We start from the raw sequence: 18,968 nt of genomic DNA, 5'->3' as shown, positions 1-18,968 counted from the left end.
CGTACGTCGCCGCCCGTGCGGGAGGCGGGGCCGCCGGCGTGCGTGCGGCCGTGCGTTCACCCGTGCGACCGGTGCTCGACGCGCCGTCGTCGGCCGGCGTGGTTAGCGTGAGCCGCGTGAGCGCCCCCACCCTCAACCTGACGACCGACCCGGTCTCGCTGCCGGGCGTCGACCCGGCGGACCCGCCGACCGAGCTGCTGCCCGGGCAGCTGTGGCAGGGCGGGTGCCCGGTCGACTTCGACTGGGTGCGCGCGACCGGCATCGGCGCGGTGATCGACTTCGCGGACGCCGACGCGCTGGCCCCCGCGGCGGACGTCGAGGGGCTCGTCTACCTGAAGTCGCCGCTCGTCGACGGCGACGACCTGCCCGACCCGGCGGTCACGCTGCGGCTCGCCGCCCTCGTGGCGGGGTTGATCGCCGACGGGTACCGCGTGCTCGTGCACTGCACGTTCGGGCGCAACCGGTCCGGGCTCATGGCGTCGCTGGTGGTCCGCGAGGTGCTGAACCTGACCGGCGCCGAGGCGATGGCGCACGTGCAGGCGCGCCGACGCCGGACGGTGAACAACGAGGCGTTCGCGGCGTGGCTGCGGACGCTGCCGGCGCCGCGCTGACCACGTCCCCCGGGCGCCGCCGTGCGCTCGGCGGCGCGTAGTCTCCGCCTCGGTGTGCCGGTGCGCTTCCGCCTCGGCAGCGGGGTAGTCGTCGCGCGGGTCGCGCCGGCGCAGACCGCGCCCGCCCACCGACGCTATGCTCGGCGCGCTCGTCGGCTCCTCCTCCTTCGGTGCACCTCGACGTCGAGGGGATCGGGATCCCGGTGCTCGTGCCCGGGCCCCTGGAGACGTCGAGCCGTGCCGCTGCCGACCCGAGGAGGCGACGCCGTGCCACCCACGACACCGGACGCGGCCGACCTCACCGCCGCGCCCCTCCAGCGCATGCCGGTCCTGGCCGCCGCGCTCGGCATCGCCGCGGACGACCTGCTCGTGCTGCGCGAGGACCTGGTCGGCACCGCAGGCGGGGGCAACAAGGTCCGCAAGGCCGAGGCCGCGCTGCTCCGCGCCCGCGCCGACGGGATCCGCACGGTCGTCACGACGGGCGCACCGCAGAGCAACCACGCGCGCGCCGTCGCCGCGGTCGGAGCCCGGCTGGGGCTGCGCGTCGTCCTCGTGCTGCGCGGCGACGACCCCGGGCGCCGCACGGGCAACGTGCTGCTCGACCACCTGCTCGGCGCCGACGTCCGCTGGGCCGGTGACGCGGACCTGGCCGAGTGCGCCGCCGACGCCGCCCGTGCCGCCGACGGCCCGACGCGCGTGATCCCGTTCGGCGGGTCCGACGCCGCGGCGGTCGACGTCTACGCCGCCGTGGGGGCCGACCTGGACGCACGCGTGCCGGGCCTGCGGCACGCGGTGGTGGCGGTCGGGTCGGGCGCGACCGCCGCCGGGCTCGTGGCCGCGCTCGGTGCCGAGCGGGTCCTGGGCGTCGACACCGGAGCCGTGCCCGACCCGCGGTCGACCGTGCTGGGGCTGCTGCGCGACGCCCGTCCCGACGCGCCGTGGGACGGTGCTGCGCTGCGGCTCGACCACCAGCAGGTCGGCACGGGCTACGGCAGGCTGCAGCCCGCGGTCCTCGACGCGGTGCGGTCGGTCGCCCGCGGCGACGGCGTGCTCGTCGACGTGACGTACGCCGGCCGGGCGCTCGCCGGCCTGGTCGCCGCCGTCCGCTCGGGCGTCATCGCGCCGGGCGAGCGCGCGGTGCTGGTGCACACCGGGGGTCTGCCGGGGGCGTTCGGCCACCCGGAGCTCGAGCGGGCCCTCGGCTGACGGCGCGCGTCCGCGCGCCAGGGCGTCACAACGGCGTGCGCCAGCGCGCGACAGCGCCGTCCAGCCAGTCGAGCGGCCGGCCCGCGCGCCGGTCGTCCCAGACGCGGAACGCCACGCCGCCGAGCTGCGCGACCGCGTCGAGCACCGCGCGCCCGTCCCACCCGCGCACGTCGGCGCCGTAGGCCCGGCAGAACGCGAGGTACTCGTCGGCGGGCAGCTCGCCCGCGTCGGCGCGGCGCGCGGCGCTGGACAGGTCGTACTCGAGCGGTGCCCGGGCGGCGAAGTCGAGGTCGATGAGCACCGGGCCGGCGGGGCCGGTCAGCACGTTGGCGGGGGAGACGTCGCCGTGCACGACGCCGAGGCCGAGGGGCGAGCGCAGGCCCGCGACGGCGTCGAGGAGCGCGGTGCGGGCGTCGAGCAGCACGGCCGCCGCGGCGTCCGGGAGGTCCGGGGCGACCGCGACGACGCGGCGCAGGGGCTCCCACACCGGCACGTCGGCGTCGGCGTGCTCGGCGTGGAACGCACGCAGCAGCGCCCCCGTCCCGCCCCAGCCGACGGGCGCGCCGGCGGTGAGCCACGGCGACGCGACGACCACGCCGTACGACGTCATGACGGGCGGGGCGACCGGCATCAGCGCGCTCGCGGACCCGGCCAGCGCGGTCGCGAGCCGGGCGAGGTGCGCCGGGTCGGTGCCCGGCGGGTACACCTTGACGGCGAGGTCGCCGGCGCGGAGCACGACCGTCGTCAGCGCGCTGACGACCGTCGCGGCGGCCACGGGGAACGGCAGCGCGAGCCGGGCCTCGGCGAGGGCGAGCAGCGCCTCGGGGGCGCCCCATGCCGGGCCGGGCAGGGGCAGCGGCTCGGTCGGTGCCTCGTGCCCGGGCGACGTCCGGGGCGTGGCGGCGACGAGGCCGGACACCGGCGCGCCGACCGGGGGTGCCGGCTGTGCGGCGGGCAGGTCACCGGCGAGGACGAGGTCGTCGGCGGGGGACGCCGGGACCGGCATCACGGGTGCGACGACGTCGGCGGGGACGTGGGACGGGCGGGGTGCGACGGGCTCGGCCGTGAGCGACATGGGAGGTCTCCCGGTCAGTGCGGATGGTGCCACCACACGACGTCGGTGCACGGGCACGACCGGGTTGGGAGCAGGACTGTAACCCCCGCACGCACCCACCCGTGAGTCCCCCACCCGGGTGACGCCCGCCGCGCCCTCCGCTCGACCCACCCACCACCACCCACGACTGCGGTACATGCGTCACGAGTGCGGGCGTTGCAACACCCGCGCTCGTGACGCATGTACCGCAGTGGGCGGGGCACGGGTGGACGGACCGGGCGGCGGGCGGGTTCGTCCTGCCCGTCGGCGAGGATGGGGTCGTGGACATCCCCTACCGCGTCATGACCGTGTGCACGGGAAACATCTGCCGCTCGCCGATGGCCGAGGTGGTGCTGCGCACCAAGCTCGCGGAGGCGGGGCTCGGCGACGTCGTCGAGGTGGACTCGACCGGTATCAGCGACGAGGAGCACGGCAACCCCGTGGACCGCCGCGCGCGCACCGTGCTGCGGGCCCACGGCTACCCGGCCGGCGACGGCCACCGCGCCCGGCAGGTCCGGCCGAGCGACCTGGTGGCGCGCGACCTCCTGCTGCCGATGACCGCCGCGCACGCCCGTGCGCTGCGCCGCCTCGCAGGGGACGACCCGGCCGTGCTCGACCGCATCCGCATGCTCCGCACGTTCGACCCGGCGGCGCCCGCCGACCCCGGGCAGCGCGAGGACCTGCTCGACGTCGACGACCCCTGGTACGGGCCGGACGCGGCGTTCGAGCAGACGCTCGCCGAGATCGAGGCCGCCGCCGACGGCATCGTCGACCACGTCCGCGCGGGGCTCGCCGCCCGCGACCGCGCCTGACCGCCCTCACGCGCGGGAGGATGGCGGCATGAAGGTCGCCCGCCGTGCGCACGTGCCCCCGTTCGCCGTCATGGACATCCTCGCCGCCGCGAACCGCCGCCGCGCCGCCGGCGAGCACGTGCTCAACCTCTGCGCGGGCGAACCGTCGACCGGGGCGTCGGACGTCGTCCGGCAGCGCGCGGTCGACCTGCTCACCACGGGGGACCTCGGGTACACGGAGTCGCTGGGCGCGCCCGGGCTGCGCGCCGCGATCGCCGCGCACTACGGCGCCACGTACGGGGTGGACGTCGACCCGTCGCGCGTCGCCGTCGCCACCGGCTCGTCAGGCGGGTTCATGCTGGCGTTCCTCGCGGCGTTCGACGTCGGCGACCGCGTCGCGCTGGCGCGGCCCGGCTACCCGGCGTACGCGAACATCCTCACGGCGCTGGGGATCGAGGTCGTCGACCTGCCGTGCGGGCCGGAGCAGCGGTACCAGCCGACGGTCGCGCAGCTCGAGGCGCTCGACCGGCCCGTCGACGGCCTGGTCGTCGCGAGCCCCGCGAACCCGACGGGCACGATGATCGAGCCGGACGAGCTCGCCGCGCTCGCGGCCTGGTGCGGCGAGCACGGCGTGCGCCTGGTCAGTGACGAGATCTACCACGGCATCACGTACCCGGACGCGTCCGGGACGACGCCCGCGACCGCCACCGCCGCGCAGTACCTCGACACGGGCGCCGTCGTCGTCAACTCGTTCTCGAAGTACTGGGCGATGACCGGCTGGCGGCTCGGCTGGCTCGTCCTGCCCGACGACCTCGTCGCCCCCGTCGACGCGCTCGCGGGCAACGTCGCGCTGTGCCCGCCGGCGCTCGCGCAGCACGCCGGGGTCGCCGCGTTCAGCGACGCGGGCATGGCGGCGGCGCGCGCCAACGTGGAGCGGTACGCGACGAGCCGCCGCCTGCTGCTCGACCGCCTGCCGGACCTCGGGTGGGACCCGGTCGCGCCGGCCGACGGCGCGTTCTACCTGTACGGGGACGTGTCGACGACGGGACTGGACGCGGTGACGTACTGCGCGCGCCTGCTCGACGAGGCCGGCGTCGCGCTCACCCCCGGCAGCGACTTCGACCCCGTCGGCGGGGGCAGCTGGGTGCGGCTGTCGTTCGCGTCGGCGCCGGAGGTCGTCGCGGAGGCCGCGGACCGGGTCGTGGAGTGGCAGCGGCGGCTGTGACGTCGTCGGGGGCCCGCGCGCGGACGATCTCGGCGCGGCCGACCCCCGCGCGGCCGACCCCCGCGCGGACGATCCCCGCGCGGACGACCGCCCCGGCGAGGAGCCGGCCCGTCACACCCCGACGCCGACGTCCTCGCTGACGCGCCCGACGGTGACCGTGCCGCGGTTCCCGATGCCCGCGAGCACGCACGCCGCGACGCGCTCGAGGTCGGCGTGCCCGGCGTCGGCGACCAGCACGAACGTGCTCGCGGTCGACGGCATGCTCAGGCTCATCCAGCTGCGCGCGACGGCCGCGTCGTCGGCGCACCGGCTCGCCCCGGCGCCGTCGCCCTCGACGAACACGGCGAGCGGGCCGTCACCCGGCACGTCCCCGGGGATGCTCACCACCGGGCGCCGCAGGACCATGCCGATCGCCGCGAGCACGGTCGACGCGAGCATCGCCGCCACGACGACGACCGCGACGACGCGGGTGCGCTTGCGCATGCTGGCCCCTCCGGTCCGGTCCTGAGACCCTAGCCCGCCGTGCCCGGCGACCCCGCCGCGGGGTGGTGCGTCAGCAGGACAGCGCCTCCGCGAGCTGGTCGCGGGCCGTCGCGACCTCGTCGGCGGCGGCGGTCAGCGCGTCCGCGGAGCCGGCGACGGACCGCCCCTCGAGCCCGGCGAGCTGCTCGTCGAGCCGCTCCCAGGCGTCCTCGAGCGCGTCGGCCTCCTGCGGCGCGATCTCCTCGGCCGCGTCGTCGATCCGGTCCTGCGCACCCTCGACCCGTGCCCGCGCCTCGGCGACGTCCCCGGGGGTGGAGTCGTCGGTGAACGTCTCGGTGAGCAGGTCGAGCGACGTGCCGAGCTGCTCGGCGACGGGGCACGGCTGCGCGTCGCGGACGGCGTACGAGTCGCCGTCGCTGCAGGCGCCGAGCGCGGTCACGGCGGCGAGCAGGACGGCGGCGGGGACGGTGCGGACGACGGGACGACGGCGCATGGTGGCTCCTCACGGGTCGGGCGGGCGGCGCGGCTGGCACCAGCGTCCGTCGGCGCGGGCGTCGGCGCACCCGCTCGGCACGACGCGCGCCCGCGCGCCACTGCCGAGCACGGGACCGCGCCGCCCCCGGTTGGCGTAGGTTCGTCCGCAGCCGACCCGACAGGAGCCCGTCATGCAGTGCCCCGTGGACCAGGCCCAGCTCGTGATGGCGGAGCGCCAGGGTGTCGAGATCGACTACTGCCCCGTGTGCCGGGGCATCTGGCTCGACCGCGGCGAGCTCGACAAGATCCTCGACCGCGCCGCCGGCCCCGCCGCGCCGGCCGCCGACCCGCGCGCCGTCCCGGGCGTGCAGACCCCCGGCCCGCCCCCCGGCTACGACGACCGCCGCTACGACGGCGGCCGCCCCGAGCGCGGGTACGAGCGCGACTACGGCCGCGGCTACGACGACGACCGCCGCGACCCGCGGTACGACCCGCGGCGCGCCGCACCCGGCACCCCCGGGTACGACCCGCGGCGCAGGAAGAAGAAGGACTCCTGGCTCGAGGACCTGTTCGACTTCTGACCTCCGCGCGCGCGAGCGCCGTGCACCGGCGCCCCGCAACGTCCGCGTGACGTCGCGCCCGTAGCCTCGGTCGCATGGACGTGGCGGTGCTCGGGGCGACGGGGGACGTCGGGCGGCAGGTGTGCACGCAGCTCGTGGAGCGGCAGGTGCTGCCGACGACGTCGCGGCTGCAGCTCGTCGGGCGGCCCGGCGGGTCGTCGGGGCGTGCGGTGCACGGCCTGCGCGCGGACCTGGTCGACGCGTACGACGAGCACGCGCCGGTCCTCGACGTCGCGCTCGACCCCGCGGACGTGGTGGCCGACGTCGTCGTCGTGGCCGCGGGCCGCACGGTCCCGCCGCGCAGCGACGGGGTGCCGCCGAGCCGCGCCGAGCTGGCCGCCGAGAACGCCGCCGTCTTCCGTGACTACGCCGACGCGCTCGCCGCGCACGGGTCGGGGAGCGAGGTCGTCGTGGTGGTGTCGAATCCCGTGGAGCTGGGCGTCGCGGTGATGGCCGAGCGCCTGGGCCGGCACCGCGTGATCGGCATGGGCGCGTGGCTGGACACGCTGCGGTTCCGGCGCGAGATCGCCGTGCAGCTCGGCGTGCGGCGGCACCGGGTCGGCGGGTTCGTCGGCGGCCAGCACGGCGACGACGCCGTCCCGCTGTGGTCGACGGTCCGCATCAGCGGCCTCGACCTCGCCGAGCGCCAGCGCGCGGTCGCACGCCTGCGCGGCGGGCGGACGCTCGCGACGTTCCCCGCCGAGGTCGCGCGCGCGAAGGCCGACCTGCTGGCGCTCGCCGCGACCGACATCGCCGACGCGTTCGCGCTCATCGACTCCTGGCCGCCGGACCTGCGGGCCCTCGCCCGCCCGTGGATGACGCACCAGTCCGGCGCCAAGACCGCCACCGGCACCGCGTCGGCCACCATCGACCTGCTGGAGACGGTCCTCGACGGGCGCGACATCGTCGTCGCCGGTCAGGTGGCGCTCGCGGGCGAGGTGGCCGTCGGCGGCGAGCCGGTCCACGGGGTGCTCGGCGTGCCGGTCGTCCTCGGCCCGGAGGGCTGGGGGCACGTCCTGCTCGACCCGCTCCCGGACGACGAGGACACGCGCATGGCCGAGGCGGCCGCGGCCGTCGCCGCGGGGTCGGCGCCGTGGACGTCGGGTGCACCGCCGCGCACGCCCGCCGCCGCGCCCGCCACCGCGCCGGCCACCGCGACCGCACCGGAGGTGCACCGATGACCGACGACGACACCCGCTGGGTCGGCTGGGTCCGCGCCGAGCACCGCACGGGCAGCATCTCCGCGCTCGCGGGCGTGTTCTCCACGCGCGGCGTCAACGTGGACTCGATGTCGACGGGAGACCTGCGCGACGACGCGGGCCTGGTCGTCGTCACGTTCCGCGCGGGGGACCGCCGCGCCCGGCTGCTGGCCCGCACGCTCGAACGGCTGCCGCAGGTGCGCTCGGTGCAGGTGCGGCGCGCCGACGACCTGGGCGTGCGCGCCGCGGCGGTCGTCCACCTGCCGCCGGGCGTCACGTTCCGCCCGCCGCCGCACGCGGCCGTCCGCTGGTCGGGCGAGACGGAGCAGGGGCAGCCGCTGCTCGTCGAGGGTGCGCTCACCGACGTCGAGGCGACGGTCGAGGCCGCGCGCGCGGTCGGCGCGACCAGCGACGCGACGGTCATCCAGCCGCCGTACGCCTGACGGACGGCCCGTCGTACGCCTGACGCGGCCGCTGACGCACGGTCGGCACGCTGCTCGACACCCCGCTGCTCGACACCTCGCTGGGTGCGGTGCGCGCCCCCGGCGTGTCGGCCACGGCGCGTCGCCGCAGGACCGGAGCTCGTCCCACGGCCGTACGTCCCGCGTACGCCCGGTGTGCGTACGCCCACGGGAAGAAGTCCGACCGCGTCCCGACACACCGGCCGCCATGCCGCGCGTCCCGTGCGGGTCCCGGCGTGCGCCCGGTGTGCGTACGCCGCGGCAAGGGGTCGGCCCGCGTGCCGACACCGGCCGCCATGCCGCGCCGCGCGCGGGTCTCACCGTCCGCCGGAACGCCCGTGCGCGGTCCCGCCCGCGCGCCCGTGCCCGGTCCGGTGTCGACCCGCACGCGCTCGCGCCGCACGCTCCCGCACGACGCACCGCGCCCGCCCACCCGGAGGGGCCGACGGCCGTCGGCACCCGCCGCCACCCCGCTACGTTGGCCGCGTGGAAGCGCACGACGACGTCGACGCGCCGCGCGCGCAGGCGGGCCCGAGCCCGCAGCACCTGCTCGCCCGGGCGGCGCTCTCCCGGCTCGCGCGGCGGGGCCTGGTCGCCGTGCGCGACGGCGGCGGCCGTGCGCCCGCGTACCACCTGACGGCCGGCGCGATCGCGCGGCACCGGTCGACCATGCACCGGTTCCTCGCCTTCGGGGCGGTGCCGCGCGCGGGCGACGGCGAGTGGCTCGCGGTGTCGTACTCGCTCCCCGAGGCCCGCCAGCCCCAGCGGCACGCTCTGCGCCGGACGCTCGGCGCGCTGGGCCTCGTGCGGCTGTACGACAGCGTGTGGATCGGCCCCGACCCGGACCCGGCGGCGGTGCGCGGGCCGCTCGCGGACCTGCTCGACCCGGTCCCGGGCGCCCGGTGGTCGGTGCTGCGGGTCCGGTTCGACGACGAGCAGGGGCCGCACGGACCGCTGGCGGCCTACGACGTCGACGGCCTCGCGGCGGCGTACCGGGCGTTCGTCGACGCGCACACGCCGCTGCGCGAGGCGGTGCGGCGGGGGAACGTCGGCCCGGCCGAGGCCCTCGTCGCGCGGACGGTGCTCATGGACGCGTGGCGGCGGCTGGTGCTGGCGGACCCCGACCTGCCGGCGCACCTGCTCCCGGCCTCCTGGCCGCGCGACGACGCCCGACGCCTGCTCGTCGAGGTCCACACGGCGCTCGGCGCGCCCGCGCGGGAGCGCCTGGTCGAGGTGCTGACGCCGGCGTGGCCCGACGCCGCGGCGTGGGTGACGTACTTCGTCGCCGCGGACGACCCGACGCAGCCGCCGCGGCGCGCGGACGCGCCCGCCTAGACCGCGGGCGCCGCCGCCTCACGAGGGTCTCGCCGTCGGGCGCGTACCGGCACGGAAACGATTCGCACCGACGCACCGGTGACGTGCATGTGGACATGTCAGGTGACTGCAGCGACGGTTTGTGTACAGGTGGTGGACGTCGCCGTACCCGTGCCCGTGGCGATGCCGCGCCGCCCGTCGTCCCCGACCCCGACGCGCCCGCCCGGGCCACCACCACGGAGCTCGCGGCATGAGACGCACCCTCACCCGCGCCGCCCTCGCCGCCGCGCTGTCCCTCGGCGCCCTCGTCGGCGCCGCCACGCTGACGCCCGCGCTCGCCGCACCAGGCGGCTCCGGCCCCCACCCGGCGGACTTCTCGACCTCGCCGAGCCTGCCGAACCACACGATCTACCGGCCCGTGACCCTGCCGGCCGAGCGGCTGCCGGTCGTCGTGTGGGGCAACGGCGCGTGCTCGGCGGACGGCACGTCGGCGCAGAACTTCCTCAAGGAGATCGCGTCGTACGGGTTCCTCGTCATCGCCAACGGCAATCCCGGCGGGTCCGGCTCGTCGAGCTCGGCCTGGCTCACCCAGTCGATCGACTGGGCGTTCGCCGAGAACACCAACGCCCAGAGCCCGCTGCGCGGCAGGGTGGACACGAGCGAGGTCGGCGTCGCCGGCTTCTCCTGCGGCGGCATCGAGGCGTACGCGGTCTCGGGCGACCCGCGCGTCACGACCGTCGGCATCTTCAGCAGCGGCCTGCTCAACGACGCGGACGACTACCAGCTGCGCCGGCTGGACGACCCGATCCTGTACGCGATCGGGGGTCCGAGCGACATCGCGTACCCCAACGCGATGGACGACTGGAACAAGCTCCCCGCCGGGCTGCCCGCCTTCATGGGGAACCTGGACGTCGGCCACGGCGGCACGTACCACGAGACGAACGGCGGTCAGTTCGGCTACGTGGCCCAGCAGTGGTTCCGCTGGCAGCTCAAGGGCGACCAGCAGGCGGGCCGCACGTTCGCCGGCACCGACTGCCCGCTGTGCAGCCGCGGGTGGCAGGTCCAGCGCAAGAACCTGACGCTCGGCACGGACCCGACGCCCACGCCGACCCCGACGCCCACGCCGACCCCGACGCCCACGCCGACCGTCACGCCGACGCCGACACCCACCAACGGCGGGTCCGCGTGCACCGCGACGTACGCCGTGGCGAACCAGTGGGGCGGCGGCTTCGTCGCCGACGTGAACGTCACCGCGGGGGCAGCCGTGAACGGCTGGACGGTGCGCCTGACGCTGCCGGCCGGCGCCGCGCTGACGCACGCGTGGAACGGCCGCGCCACCGGCACCGGCGGCACGGTCAGCGTGTCGAACGCGGGCTGGAACGGGAGGCTGGACGCCGGGCAGAGCACGACCTTCGGCTTCCAGGGCACCGGCACGGGGGCGGGGGCCACCGTGTCGTGCGAGGCCGCCTGACCGGGGGGACGGCGGCCCTAGGGAGCGGCGGGTCGGACCGGGACCCGCCCGCCGCTCCTCTGGGCGGGACCGTGCCCGCCCTCGGCGGCGAGCTGCGCGAGCGCCGACTCCTCGCGCAGCAGGCGCTCGGCCGCCTCGTCGCCGGCCAGGCGGGCGAGGACCGCGTCGAAGAGATCGCCGGCACGGGAGGGCGCCATGTCGAGCACGTCGTCCACCGGGCGCCATGCCGACACGGCGTCGCCCTCCGGCCACCCTCGTGCGCGCCGCCGGTAGAGGCGGGCGACGCCGTCGACGAGCTCCGCGTCGGGCCACGCCGGGTCGGTCAGACGAGCCGCGGCGCGCGCCGGCCGGGCGGCGTCCACGTCCCCCCACCCGTCCACGTGCCGCAGCACCAGCTCGTGCAGCCGCGGGTCGCCGAGGGCACCCGCGGCCACGACCTCGAGGGTCCACACCTGGCCGTCGGGCCGGGACAACGCGTCCCGGACGCGCGGGAAGGCACGCGGGTCCTGGCGGTACGCCAGCCCGACCAGCGCCTCCGAGCGCGTGTCCCGGTGGATGTCGTCGAGGCGCGCGGCGAGCGCGTCGCGCACGTCGGACGTGTCGACGTCGCGGAGCTGGGTGCCGAGCGCGAAGCAGGCGTGGTCGCGGACGTCGGCCTCGACGTCCGCGGTGAGGCGCAGCAGGACGGCCACCATGGCGTCCGTCGGCGGGTCGCCGTGCGTCAGCAGCGGGATCACGGACGCCACCAGGCGACGCACCCGGGGGTCGTCATGATCGGCCAGCGCGAGCGCCGCGGCGACGTCGGTCGGGTCCGCGGCGTCGACCGCCGCACAGAGCGCGTCGCTCTCCGTCGCACGCGCGAGCAGCTCCGCGAGGCCCATGGGACGAGTGTGGGGGCCCGCGAGACCCCGCGGCACGGGACGTCACCCGTCCGCCGCAGGGATCCGCGGTGCGGTGCGGGTGCGGCTTCCCGGCGTGTGCGCCGCCGGGCGTGCTCCTAGAGTCGCCGCCATGGCCAGGGGGGACGTGCGCATCGGCATCTCCGGCTGGCGGTACGCCCCCTGGCGCGGCGAGTTCTACCCGCCGGGCCTGCCGCAGCGGCGCGAGCTCGAGTACGCGGCGCAGCAGCTGTCGTCGATCGAGATCAACGGGTCGTTCTACTCGTTGCAGCGGCCGGACTCGTACCGGTCGTGGCGCGCCGACACCCCCGACGGGTTCGTGTTCTCCGTCAAGGGCCCGCGCTTCGTCACGCACATGAAGAAGCTCGCCGGCGTGGAGACTCCGCTGGCGAACTTCTTCGCGTCGGGCGTGCTGGCGCTGGGCGACCGGCTCGGGCCGGTGCTGTGGCAGCTGCCGCCGAACCTCGGGTTCGACGCCGACCGGCTCGCCCGGTTCTTCGACCTGCTGCCGCGCTCGACGGCCGCCGCGGCGCAGCTCGCCGAGGGGCACGACGACAAGGTCCCGGAGGGGCGGGCGCTCACGGCGACCGACGAGGACCGCCCGCTGCGGCACGTCCTCGAGGTGCGGCACGACACCTTCCGGACGGCCGCGTTCGCCGAGCTGCTGCGCGCGCACGACATCGGCCTCGTCGTCGCCGACACCGCCGGGCGCTGGCCGCACCTCGAGGACCTCACGAGCGACGTCGTCTACGTGCGGCTGCACGGCGACACCGAGCTGTACGTCTCCGGCTACGACGACGCGTCGCTCGACCGCTGGGCGGCGAAGGTCCGCGCCTGGTCGACGGGCGCACCGCCCCCCGACGGCCCCCGCGTGTCGCCGCCGGCCGCGGACCGTCCGCGCGACGTGCACGTCTACTTCGACAACGACGTGAAGGTCCGCGCCCCGTTCGACGCGATGGCGCTCGCGGCGAAGGTGGGCGCTACGCCTTCCCACCGGGGCGCGCCTCTGCCGGCTCCCTGACCTGCCCACGCCCGCAGGCGGTGCACGGGCCGCGCCGCCGCTCGCGGTACGCCATGGCGGCCACGAACAAGGCGGCGCCCCACACGGGCCACAGCGTCTCCGGACCGTGCGTGGCCCAGTTCCCCGCGATGCCGTCGACCGCCACGAGGCGGACGTACATCGTGCCCGCCGAGGTGACCAGCGCCGCGACGAGCGTGGCCGGGACCACCGCCAGCGCGGGCGGCACGCGGCGCCCACGGAGCCCCACCACCCACCGGGGGAAGACCTCGCCCCACCGCTGGACCAGCCCGAGCGTGAGGACGGCCCCGACGGCCGCGCTCGTCGCCAGGGTGGCGCCGGCGAGCCACAGGCCGCTCTCCTGCCCCTCGCGGAACATCTCGGCATCGACGCCCAGAGGGACGCCCAGCGCCCAGAGCCAGCGTGTCGCCGCGTAGAGCAGGGGGATCACCACGGCGACGGTCACGGCCGGCACCGCCCACCGCTGCAGGCCGCTGCGCCCGGCGCGTCCCGTGCGTCCGCAGGCGCCGCACGCCCCGGCCGTGCGGCGGCGGTAGGCGACGGCGGTGAGGGCCCACGCCACGGCGGCGAGCAGGCAGACCGTGAGCGCGACGCGCGGCCACGTGTAGAGGTCCCCGAACCCGTGGCCCTCGGGCCAGCCGAAGAACACCTTCCCCACGAGCAGCACCGGCGTGTAGGCGACGACGACCAGCGGTCGGTAGTCCTGGATCCCGATGCCGAGGACGAGGGCCGCCAGGACGGCGGACCCGAGCAGGAGCCGCCGGCTCGCACCGCTTCCCGCCCCTCGGGCCATGGCGGAGGCGACGGCGGCGCCGACGACCCCGAGGACGGCCAGGACCGGACCGGCCACCGCCGGCGTGGACAGGGCGAGGACGTTGGCGTCGAGCGCCCGTCTGCCCTCCGCGACCATCTCCGGGTCGCCCACGCCGAACGGGTAGCCGGGCATGCCCAGCGCCCAGCCGATGCCGCACGCCGCGAGCACGAGGCACCACGCGGCGGTGACGTGGCCGATCCAGGTCGGCCACTCGTGCAGTCGAGTTCTCATGCCTCCAGGCTCGGGCCCGTCGCGCGGGCGGCCCATCGCCCGTCCGGGACGTCCGCGAGCGGCCGGGGTGTCGGCATGTGCCGATCGGCCTATCGATCCGTCCCGCGCCGCCGCCTAGGCTCGCGGAGGTGACGACGGCACGGCGCGCGGCCGCGGGCCTTCTCGTGCTGGGCGCGGTGGGCGCCGGTGTGGCAGTCCCGCCGGACCCGCGCGCCGCCCTGGTGGTGCCGACGGTCGGGCTGGTGGCGGTGGCGCTGCTGGTGGCCGGGCGGTCCGGCGCCCGACGGACCGCACCGGCGTCGGGCGTGGTGGCGGTCGTCTCGCTGGCGGTGACGGCGTGGGCCCTGGCGTCCGGGCGGTTCCCCCGTGAGCCCGACGCGGCCACGACGGTGTGGCTGCTCCTGGAGGTCGCGGTCCTCGCGGTCTTCGTCCACCTGCCGGTCCGGTGGGCCCGCCCGCACGCCGCCGCGTGGGCGGGGGGACTGACGGGACTCGCGGCGGCGGTGGTGGTGCTGCGGTTCGACGTGCCGTGGTCGCTGTGGACGCTCGTCGCGGTCTGCGCCCTGTGGGCGGTGCCGTCGCTCGCCGCCGCCCTGGCCGCCTTCTACCTGCGCGGTCTCGAGACGGCCCGGCACCGCGCGGTGCAGGAGGCGCGCCGTGAGCAGCGCCTCGAGCTGGCGGGGGACCTGCACGACTTCGTCGCCCACGACGTGAGCGCCATGGTCGCGCAGGCGCAGGCCGGCGTCGCCGTGCTGGGTGGGCGGGACCCGGCCGTGGCCGAGGTGCTGCGCCGCATCGAGGCGGCCGGGCTCCGCTCTCTCGCGTCGATGGACCGGACCATCGAGGTGCTCCACGGGGAGCAGCGCGCTCCCGTCGGGGTGCTGGCGGACGTGCCGGGCGTGCTCCGGACGTGGGACGCGGCGGCGGTCGTGGACCTGGACCTCGACCCCGCGACGGCGGAGCTGCCGCGGGAGGTGTCCGCCGTGGCGTACCGCGTCGTGGTCGAGTCGCTCACCAACGTCCGGCGCCACGCGGCGCACGTCCGGCACGTGACGGTCGCGGCGCACCACCGGGGCGCGGAGCTGCACGTGACCGTGACCGACGACGGCCGGACCCCGGGGCGGGCCGGTCGGGACCGCGGCGGCCGCGGCCTCGTGGGCCTGGCGGCCCGCGTCGAGGCGCTGGGCGGCACGTTCCGCGCCGGGCCCCGCGGCGAGCAGGGCTGGCGCGTCGAGGCCACGCTGCCCGCGGGGGCGACCGCGGCGGTGCCGTCGTGACGATCCGCGTGCTGGTGGCCGACGACCAGAGGGACATCCGCAGCGCCTTCACCATGGTCCTCGACGCCCAGCCCGACATCCGGGTCGTCGGCGAGGCCGCCGACGGCACGGCCGCGCTGGGTCTTGCGCGCCGGCTGCGCCCCGACGTGGTCCTCGCCGACGTCCGCATGCCCGGGACGGACGGCGTGGAGCTGACCCGGCTGCTCGCCGGCCCTGGTGTGCCCGACCCGCTCCGGGTCGTCGTCGTGACCACGTTCGACCTGGACGAGTACGTGCACGCGGCGCTGCGCGGCGGCGCCTGCGGCTACCTGCTCAAGCGGTCGGGGCCGACCCTCCTCGTGGAGGCGGTCAGGGCGGCCGTGTCCGGTGACGTGCTCATCAGCCCCGAGATCACGGTGCGGCTCCTGCGCCGGCTCGTCCCACCGGCGCAGGCGCCGGCCGACGTCGTCCTCAGCGAGCGCGAGCTCGAGGTCGTGCGCAAGGTGGCGCGCGGCGCCACGAACGCCGAGATCGCGGCCGAGCTCTTCCTCGCCCCGGGCACCGTGAAGAACCACCTGGCGCACGTGCAGCGCAAGCTCGGCGTCGCGAACCGCGTGGCCGTCGCGGCGTGGGCGTGGGCGTCGGGGCACGTGCGGCCCTGACGTCGTGGCGCTCGTGCGTGCAGCCCCGGGACGCGCCGACGCCCGGCGGCCGTGCGGCCACCGGGCGTCGGGTGCGTGCGGTCGTGCGTCAGACCGGGCGCTTCTGCGGCGACGTCTCCGCCGTCTTGCCCGCGTCCCGCTCGACGACGTCGCCGAGGATCTCGTCGATGCGCGTCATGACCTCCGCGGGGATCGTCACGCCCGCGGCCTTGACGTTGTCGGTGACCTGCTCGGGGCGCGAGGCGCCGATGAGCGCGGCGGCGACGTTGTCGTTCTGCAGCACCCACGCGATGGCGAGCTGCGCCATCGACAGGCCGAGGTCGTCGGCGACGGGCTGCAGGTCCTGCACGCGCGTGAGGACGTCGTCGTTCATGAACCGCTTGATCATGTTCGCGCCGCCCTTCTCGTCCGTGGCGCGCGACCCCTCCGGCGGCTGCTGACCCGGCTTGTACTTGCCGGTGAGCACGCCCTGGGCGACGGGCGACCAGACGATCTGCGAGACGCCGAGCTCGCGCGACGCCGGCACGACCTCGTCCTCGATGACGCGCCACAGCATCGAGTACTGCGGCTGGCTCGAGATGAGCTGGATGCCGAGCTCCTTCGCGAGGGCGTGGCCCGCCCGCAGCTGCTGCGCGGTCCACTCCGAGACGCCGATGTACAGCGCCTTGCCCTGGCGGACGACGTCGGCGAACGCCTGCATCGTCTCCTCGAGCGGCGTCTCCGTGTCGTACCGGTGCGCCTGGTAGAGGTCGACGTAGTCGGTCTGCAGACGCTGCAGCGACCCGTTGATCGACTCCATGATGTGCTTGCGGGACAGGCCCACGTCGTTCTTGCCCTGCGGGCCGGTGGGCCAGTAGACCTTCGTGAAGATCTCGAGCGACTCGCGCCGCTCACCCTTGAGCGCCTCGCCGAGCACCGACTCGGCCTTCGTGTTCGCGTAGACGTCCGCGGTGTCGAACGTCGAGATGCCGGCGTCGAGCGCCGCGCGGACGCACTGCGTCGCGGTCTCGTTCTCGACCTGCGAGCCGTGCGTGAGCCAGTTGCCGTACGTGATCTCCGAGATCTTGAGCCCGGAGTTGCCGAGGTAGCGGAATTCCATGGACCCATCTGAACACCTCGACGGCCATGACGCCGCACCGGCGGGACCGTCGGGCCGCGGACGCCCGCCGACGGGGTGACAGACTCGACCGCCGACCCACCCGGAAGGTGCTGACAGTGGACCTCGACCTCGCGACCGCGCTCGCGGACGCCCGCTCCGAGTACGACAAGATGGTCGCGGGCGACTGGTACCGCTACCGGTACGGCCCCGAGCTGGCGGACATGACGACGTCGACGCAGGCCACGTGCCGCCGCATCACCGCCCTCTACGACGAGGACCGGGGCGCGGCGCAGGCGATGTTCCGGGAGCTGCTCGGCACGGTCGGCGAGGGCGTCGACTTCCGGCCGCCGTTCTACCTCGACTACGGCCACCGCCTGCACGTGGGGGACCGCAGCTTCATCAACGCGGACTTCCTCACGCTCGGCGGCGGCGAGATCCGCATCGGCGCGGACGTGCTGATCGGTCCGAGCGTGCGCCTGTACACGCCGACGCACGTGCTGGACCCGGCGCTGCGCCCGCAGGGCTGGGAGCGGGTCAACCCGATCACGATCGAGGACGGCGCGTGGCTCGGCGGCAGCGTCGTGGTGTGCCCGGGCGTGACGATCGGCGCACGGTCCGTCGTCGGCGCGGGCTCCGTGGTGAAGCGGGACGTGCCGCCGGACGTCGTCGTCGCGGGCAACCCGGCGCGCGTCGTGAAGGACCTGCCCCGCGGCTGAGCCGACGCGGTGTCCGGTACGCCCGGTGTTCCACGTGCAACCAGGCGGGCCCGGGACGGCCGCTCAGCCTCCGGGCCGCCCCGCCCCGGCGGCGTCGACGTCCGCGTCCGGTGCCGGCGCGCGCACCACGCCCGCCGCCGCGAGTGCCGCGTCGATCTGCTCCTGGACGCGCCGCGCGGACCGCCGCCGCAGGCGCACCGTCAGCACCACGGCGCCGGCGACGACGAGCACGAGGACAAGCTGCGCCCACGGCGGCGTCCACACGGCCACCGCCACCGAGGAGCCCTCGAGCGGCACGTCGACCACGTCCTCGCCGACCACCAGCGGCGTCACCGTCACGCGTCCCGACGCCCGCACCAGCGGCCACAGCGGCACCGACGTCTCGACGGCCGCCGACCGGCCCGGCAGCACCTCGCGGACCGCGGACGTCCGCGTGGCCGCACCGGCACCGACGGGTCCGGCCAGCGTGGCGGTCGACGTGGCGCCGAGACGCACGTCGCCCCCGTTGCGGACGACGTACGACAGGTGCACGGTGCCGGGCGCGAACGGGTTCCACGACGGCTCCCACCGGGCGCGCACGTCGTCGGCGACGACGCCGGCCGCGATGTCGCCCGTGACCCGCAGGTGCACGCGCGTGCCGACGCGCGCCTCGAGCCGCACGCCCGCGCCGTCGTCGACGAGCTCGGCCACGACTCCCGCGGGGTGGTCGCCGGGACGCGCGTCGGCGGGGACGGTGATGGTCAGGGGGAGCGTGACGGAGGCGGTGGGCCCGAGGGTCACCGTGAGGCGTCCGGCCGCGTCGGCCTGCACGCCCTCCGGGGGCGTCAGGCGCACCCACGCGCCGCCGTCCTGCGGCGGGCCGTCGCCGGGCAGCACGTCGAAGTCGCCGCCGTCGGTGACGGTGCCGTCGCCGGCGGAGACGACGAACGTGGCGGCGCGGTCGCTGAAGTTCGTGACGGTGACGTGGTCCTCGACCGACGCGCCGGGGTCGAGCACGTGCCGCAGCGAGATGCGGCCGTCGGGACCCTCGGCGGTCGCCGGCTGGACGGTCCACGTGACCGTGCCGCCCGGCTCGGGGGCGGCCGCCGGCGCGGCGGGGTGTCCGGCCGCCGCCGCGGCGGGCGGCGTGCCGGCGTCCCCGCACGGCAGCGGTGCGAGCAGGGCGAGCAGCGCGAGCGGGACGACGGTCGCGGCCCGGCGGAGCGCGGCGATGCGCATGGGGTCTCCTCGGCCCCGGTCGGGGCGCTCGGCGGGCCGGCGTGCGACCCGGGTGGGCCGGCGCGCGGCGGGACCCGGTGGGTGCC

The 18,968-nt window shown here is 76.9% G+C and carries 20 protein-coding genes; 13 read left to right on the top strand and 7 right to left on the bottom strand.

The genetic code is table 11. The features are described 5' to 3' along the window. Window positions 1–116: 116 nt before the first annotated feature. Window positions 117–611, top strand: coding sequence for a dual specificity protein phosphatase family protein (locus tag ACFUMH_RS13135; protein ID WP_378206043.1), 495 nt, complete (start codon window positions 117–119; stop codon window positions 609–611). A gap of 267 nt (window positions 612–878) precedes the next feature. Next, complete coding sequence (locus ACFUMH_RS13130) at window positions 879–1,817, top strand: 1-aminocyclopropane-1-carboxylate deaminase/D-cysteine desulfhydrase (protein WP_378206039.1); 939 nt, start codon at window positions 879–881, stop codon at window positions 1,815–1,817. Between the two features lie 25 nt (window positions 1,818–1,842). Here the strand turns inward: ACFUMH_RS13130 and ACFUMH_RS13125 are convergent, their stop codons facing one another. After that, window positions 1,843–2,892, bottom strand: a complete 1,050-nt coding sequence (locus tag ACFUMH_RS13125) for a phosphotransferase (RefSeq protein ID WP_378206036.1) — start codon at window positions 2,890–2,892, stop codon at window positions 1,843–1,845. A 305-nt stretch (window positions 2,893–3,197) separates the two neighbouring features. On the opposite strand from ACFUMH_RS13125, the gene ACFUMH_RS13120 reads away from it, so the two are divergent. Beyond that, window positions 3,198–3,722 carry a low molecular weight protein-tyrosine-phosphatase gene (locus ACFUMH_RS13120; RefSeq protein ID WP_378206046.1) on the top strand — a complete coding sequence of 175 codons (525 nt, stop codon included), beginning with the start codon at window positions 3,198–3,200 and terminating at the stop codon, window positions 3,720–3,722. A 28-nt stretch (window positions 3,723–3,750) separates the two neighbouring features. Further along, window positions 3,751–4,926 carry a pyridoxal phosphate-dependent aminotransferase gene (locus ACFUMH_RS13115; RefSeq protein WP_378206033.1) on the top strand — a complete coding sequence of 392 codons (1,176 nt, stop codon included), beginning with the start codon at window positions 3,751–3,753 and terminating at the stop codon, window positions 4,924–4,926. 111 nt (window positions 4,927–5,037) lie between these two features. Here the strand turns inward: ACFUMH_RS13115 and ACFUMH_RS13110 are convergent, their stop codons facing one another. Together ACFUMH_RS13110 and ACFUMH_RS13105 are read right to left on the bottom strand one after the other, a co-directional pair. Further along, a complete protein-coding gene (locus ACFUMH_RS13110; RefSeq protein WP_378206030.1) occupies window positions 5,038–5,409 on the bottom strand; it encodes a hypothetical protein in 372 nt (123 codons plus the stop codon). Window positions 5,410–5,479: 70 nt separating this feature from the next. After that, a complete protein-coding gene (locus ACFUMH_RS13105) occupies window positions 5,480–5,902 on the bottom strand; it encodes a hypothetical protein (RefSeq protein WP_378206027.1) in 423 nt (140 codons plus the stop codon). Between the two features lie 172 nt (window positions 5,903–6,074). Here ACFUMH_RS13105 and ACFUMH_RS13100 point away from each other — a divergent pair, with 172 nt between their 5' ends. From ACFUMH_RS13100 to ACFUMH_RS13080, 5 genes are all read left to right on the top strand, one after another. Beyond that, on the top strand, window positions 6,075–6,464 hold the full coding sequence (locus tag ACFUMH_RS13100) for a zf-TFIIB domain-containing protein (RefSeq protein ID WP_378206024.1): 390 nt from the start codon (window positions 6,075–6,077) through the stop codon (window positions 6,462–6,464). 74 nt (window positions 6,465–6,538) lie between these two features. Further along, complete coding sequence (locus tag ACFUMH_RS13095) at window positions 6,539–7,684, top strand: lactate dehydrogenase (protein ID WP_378206021.1); 1,146 nt, start codon at window positions 6,539–6,541, stop codon at window positions 7,682–7,684. After that, the gene (locus tag ACFUMH_RS13090; RefSeq protein WP_378206018.1) at window positions 7,681–8,145 is read left to right on the top strand and encodes an ACT domain-containing protein; all 465 of its coding nucleotides are present in this window, start codon (window positions 7,681–7,683) and stop codon (window positions 8,143–8,145) included. The genes ACFUMH_RS13095 and ACFUMH_RS13090 overlap by 4 nt, the downstream gene beginning before the upstream one ends. A gap of 504 nt (window positions 8,146–8,649) precedes the next feature. Beyond that, window positions 8,650–9,498: a PaaX family transcriptional regulator C-terminal domain-containing protein gene (locus ACFUMH_RS13085; protein WP_378206015.1), complete on the top strand. Its 849-nt coding sequence runs from the start codon at window positions 8,650–8,652 to the stop codon at window positions 9,496–9,498. A 229-nt stretch (window positions 9,499–9,727) separates the two neighbouring features. After that, the gene (locus ACFUMH_RS13080) at window positions 9,728–10,948 is read left to right on the top strand and encodes a cellulose binding domain-containing protein (RefSeq protein WP_378206011.1); all 1,221 of its coding nucleotides are present in this window, start codon (window positions 9,728–9,730) and stop codon (window positions 10,946–10,948) included. Window positions 10,949–10,965: 17 nt separating this feature from the next. Here ACFUMH_RS13080 and ACFUMH_RS13075 read toward each other — a convergent pair whose 3' ends face one another. Next, a complete protein-coding gene (locus tag ACFUMH_RS13075; protein WP_378206008.1) occupies window positions 10,966–11,829 on the bottom strand; it encodes a hypothetical protein in 864 nt (287 codons plus the stop codon). 130 nt (window positions 11,830–11,959) lie between these two features. On the opposite strand from ACFUMH_RS13075, the gene ACFUMH_RS13070 reads away from it, so the two are divergent. Then, window positions 11,960–12,868: a DUF72 domain-containing protein gene (locus tag ACFUMH_RS13070; RefSeq protein ID WP_378206005.1), complete on the top strand. Its 909-nt coding sequence runs from the start codon at window positions 11,960–11,962 to the stop codon at window positions 12,866–12,868. Here the strand turns inward: ACFUMH_RS13070 and ACFUMH_RS13065 are convergent. Further along, window positions 12,828–13,931, bottom strand: a complete 1,104-nt coding sequence (locus tag ACFUMH_RS13065; protein ID WP_378206002.1) for a hypothetical protein — start codon at window positions 13,929–13,931, stop codon at window positions 12,828–12,830. The genes ACFUMH_RS13070 and ACFUMH_RS13065 overlap by 41 nt on opposite strands. Before the next feature lie 128 nt (window positions 13,932–14,059). Here ACFUMH_RS13065 and ACFUMH_RS13060 point away from each other — a divergent pair, with 128 nt between their 5' ends. Both ACFUMH_RS13060 and ACFUMH_RS13055 read left to right on the top strand, forming a co-directional pair. Further along, entirely contained in the window at window positions 14,060–15,208 is a 1,149-nt protein-coding gene (locus ACFUMH_RS13060; protein ID WP_378205999.1) for a sensor histidine kinase, read from the top strand. Beyond that, a complete protein-coding gene (locus ACFUMH_RS13055) occupies window positions 15,205–15,849 on the top strand; it encodes a response regulator (RefSeq protein ID WP_378205995.1) in 645 nt (214 codons plus the stop codon). Before ACFUMH_RS13060 ends, ACFUMH_RS13055 begins: the two co-directional genes overlap by 4 nt. 88 nt (window positions 15,850–15,937) lie before the next feature. Here the strand turns inward: ACFUMH_RS13055 and ACFUMH_RS13050 are convergent, their stop codons facing one another. Then, window positions 15,938–16,948, bottom strand: a complete 1,011-nt coding sequence (locus ACFUMH_RS13050; protein ID WP_378205992.1) for an aldo/keto reductase family protein — start codon at window positions 16,946–16,948, stop codon at window positions 15,938–15,940. Between the two features lie 116 nt (window positions 16,949–17,064). On the opposite strand from ACFUMH_RS13050, the gene ACFUMH_RS13045 reads away from it, so the two are divergent. Next, on the top strand, window positions 17,065–17,664 hold the full coding sequence (locus ACFUMH_RS13045) for a sugar O-acetyltransferase (protein ID WP_378205989.1): 600 nt from the start codon (window positions 17,065–17,067) through the stop codon (window positions 17,662–17,664). 63 nt (window positions 17,665–17,727) lie between these two features. On the opposite strand, the gene ACFUMH_RS13040 is transcribed toward ACFUMH_RS13045, so the two are convergent. Further along, complete coding sequence (locus tag ACFUMH_RS13040; protein WP_378205986.1) at window positions 17,728–18,882, bottom strand: hypothetical protein; 1,155 nt, start codon at window positions 18,880–18,882, stop codon at window positions 17,728–17,730. Between the last annotated feature and the right edge of the window lie 86 nt (window positions 18,883–18,968).

The organism is Cellulomonas sp. NPDC057328 (genome assembly GCF_042667215.1).
Lineage (GTDB): Bacteria > Actinomycetota > Actinomycetes > Actinomycetales > Cellulomonadaceae > Cellulomonas.
This window is presented reverse-complemented; position numbering and strand designations above follow the sequence as displayed.

Excerpts from the sequence above, each read along its gene's own strand:
- ACFUMH_RS13125 (WP_378206036.1), bottom strand. The coding sequence starts at position 2,892 with ATGTCGCTCACGGCCGAGCCCGTCGCACCCCGCCCGTCCCACGTCCCC.
- ACFUMH_RS13115 (WP_378206033.1), top strand. The coding sequence starts at position 3,751 with ATGAAGGTCGCCCGCCGTGCGCACGTGCCCCCGTTCGCCGTCATGGAC.
- ACFUMH_RS13110 (WP_378206030.1), bottom strand. The coding sequence starts at position 5,409 with ATGCGCAAGCGCACCCGCGTCGTCGCGGTCGTCGTCGTGGCGGCGATG.
- ACFUMH_RS13105 (WP_378206027.1), bottom strand. The coding sequence starts at position 5,902 with ATGCGCCGTCGTCCCGTCGTCCGCACCGTCCCCGCCGCCGTCCTGCTC.
- ACFUMH_RS13100 (WP_378206024.1), top strand. The coding sequence starts at position 6,075 with ATGCAGTGCCCCGTGGACCAGGCCCAGCTCGTGATGGCGGAGCGCCAG.
- ACFUMH_RS13095 (WP_378206021.1), top strand. The coding sequence starts at position 6,539 with ATGGACGTGGCGGTGCTCGGGGCGACGGGGGACGTCGGGCGGCAGGTG.
- ACFUMH_RS13090 (WP_378206018.1), top strand. The coding sequence starts at position 7,681 with ATGACCGACGACGACACCCGCTGGGTCGGCTGGGTCCGCGCCGAGCAC.
- ACFUMH_RS13080 (WP_378206011.1), top strand. The coding sequence starts at position 9,728 with ATGAGACGCACCCTCACCCGCGCCGCCCTCGCCGCCGCGCTGTCCCTC.
- ACFUMH_RS13075 (WP_378206008.1), bottom strand. The coding sequence starts at position 11,829 with ATGGGCCTCGCGGAGCTGCTCGCGCGTGCGACGGAGAGCGACGCGCTC.
- ACFUMH_RS13070 (WP_378206005.1), top strand. The coding sequence starts at position 11,960 with ATGGCCAGGGGGGACGTGCGCATCGGCATCTCCGGCTGGCGGTACGCC.
- ACFUMH_RS13065 (WP_378206002.1), bottom strand. The coding sequence starts at position 13,931 with ATGAGAACTCGACTGCACGAGTGGCCGACCTGGATCGGCCACGTCACC.
- ACFUMH_RS13050 (WP_378205992.1), bottom strand. The coding sequence starts at position 16,948 with ATGGAATTCCGCTACCTCGGCAACTCCGGGCTCAAGATCTCGGAGATC.
- ACFUMH_RS13040 (WP_378205986.1), bottom strand. The coding sequence starts at position 18,882 with ATGCGCATCGCCGCGCTCCGCCGGGCCGCGACCGTCGTCCCGCTCGCG.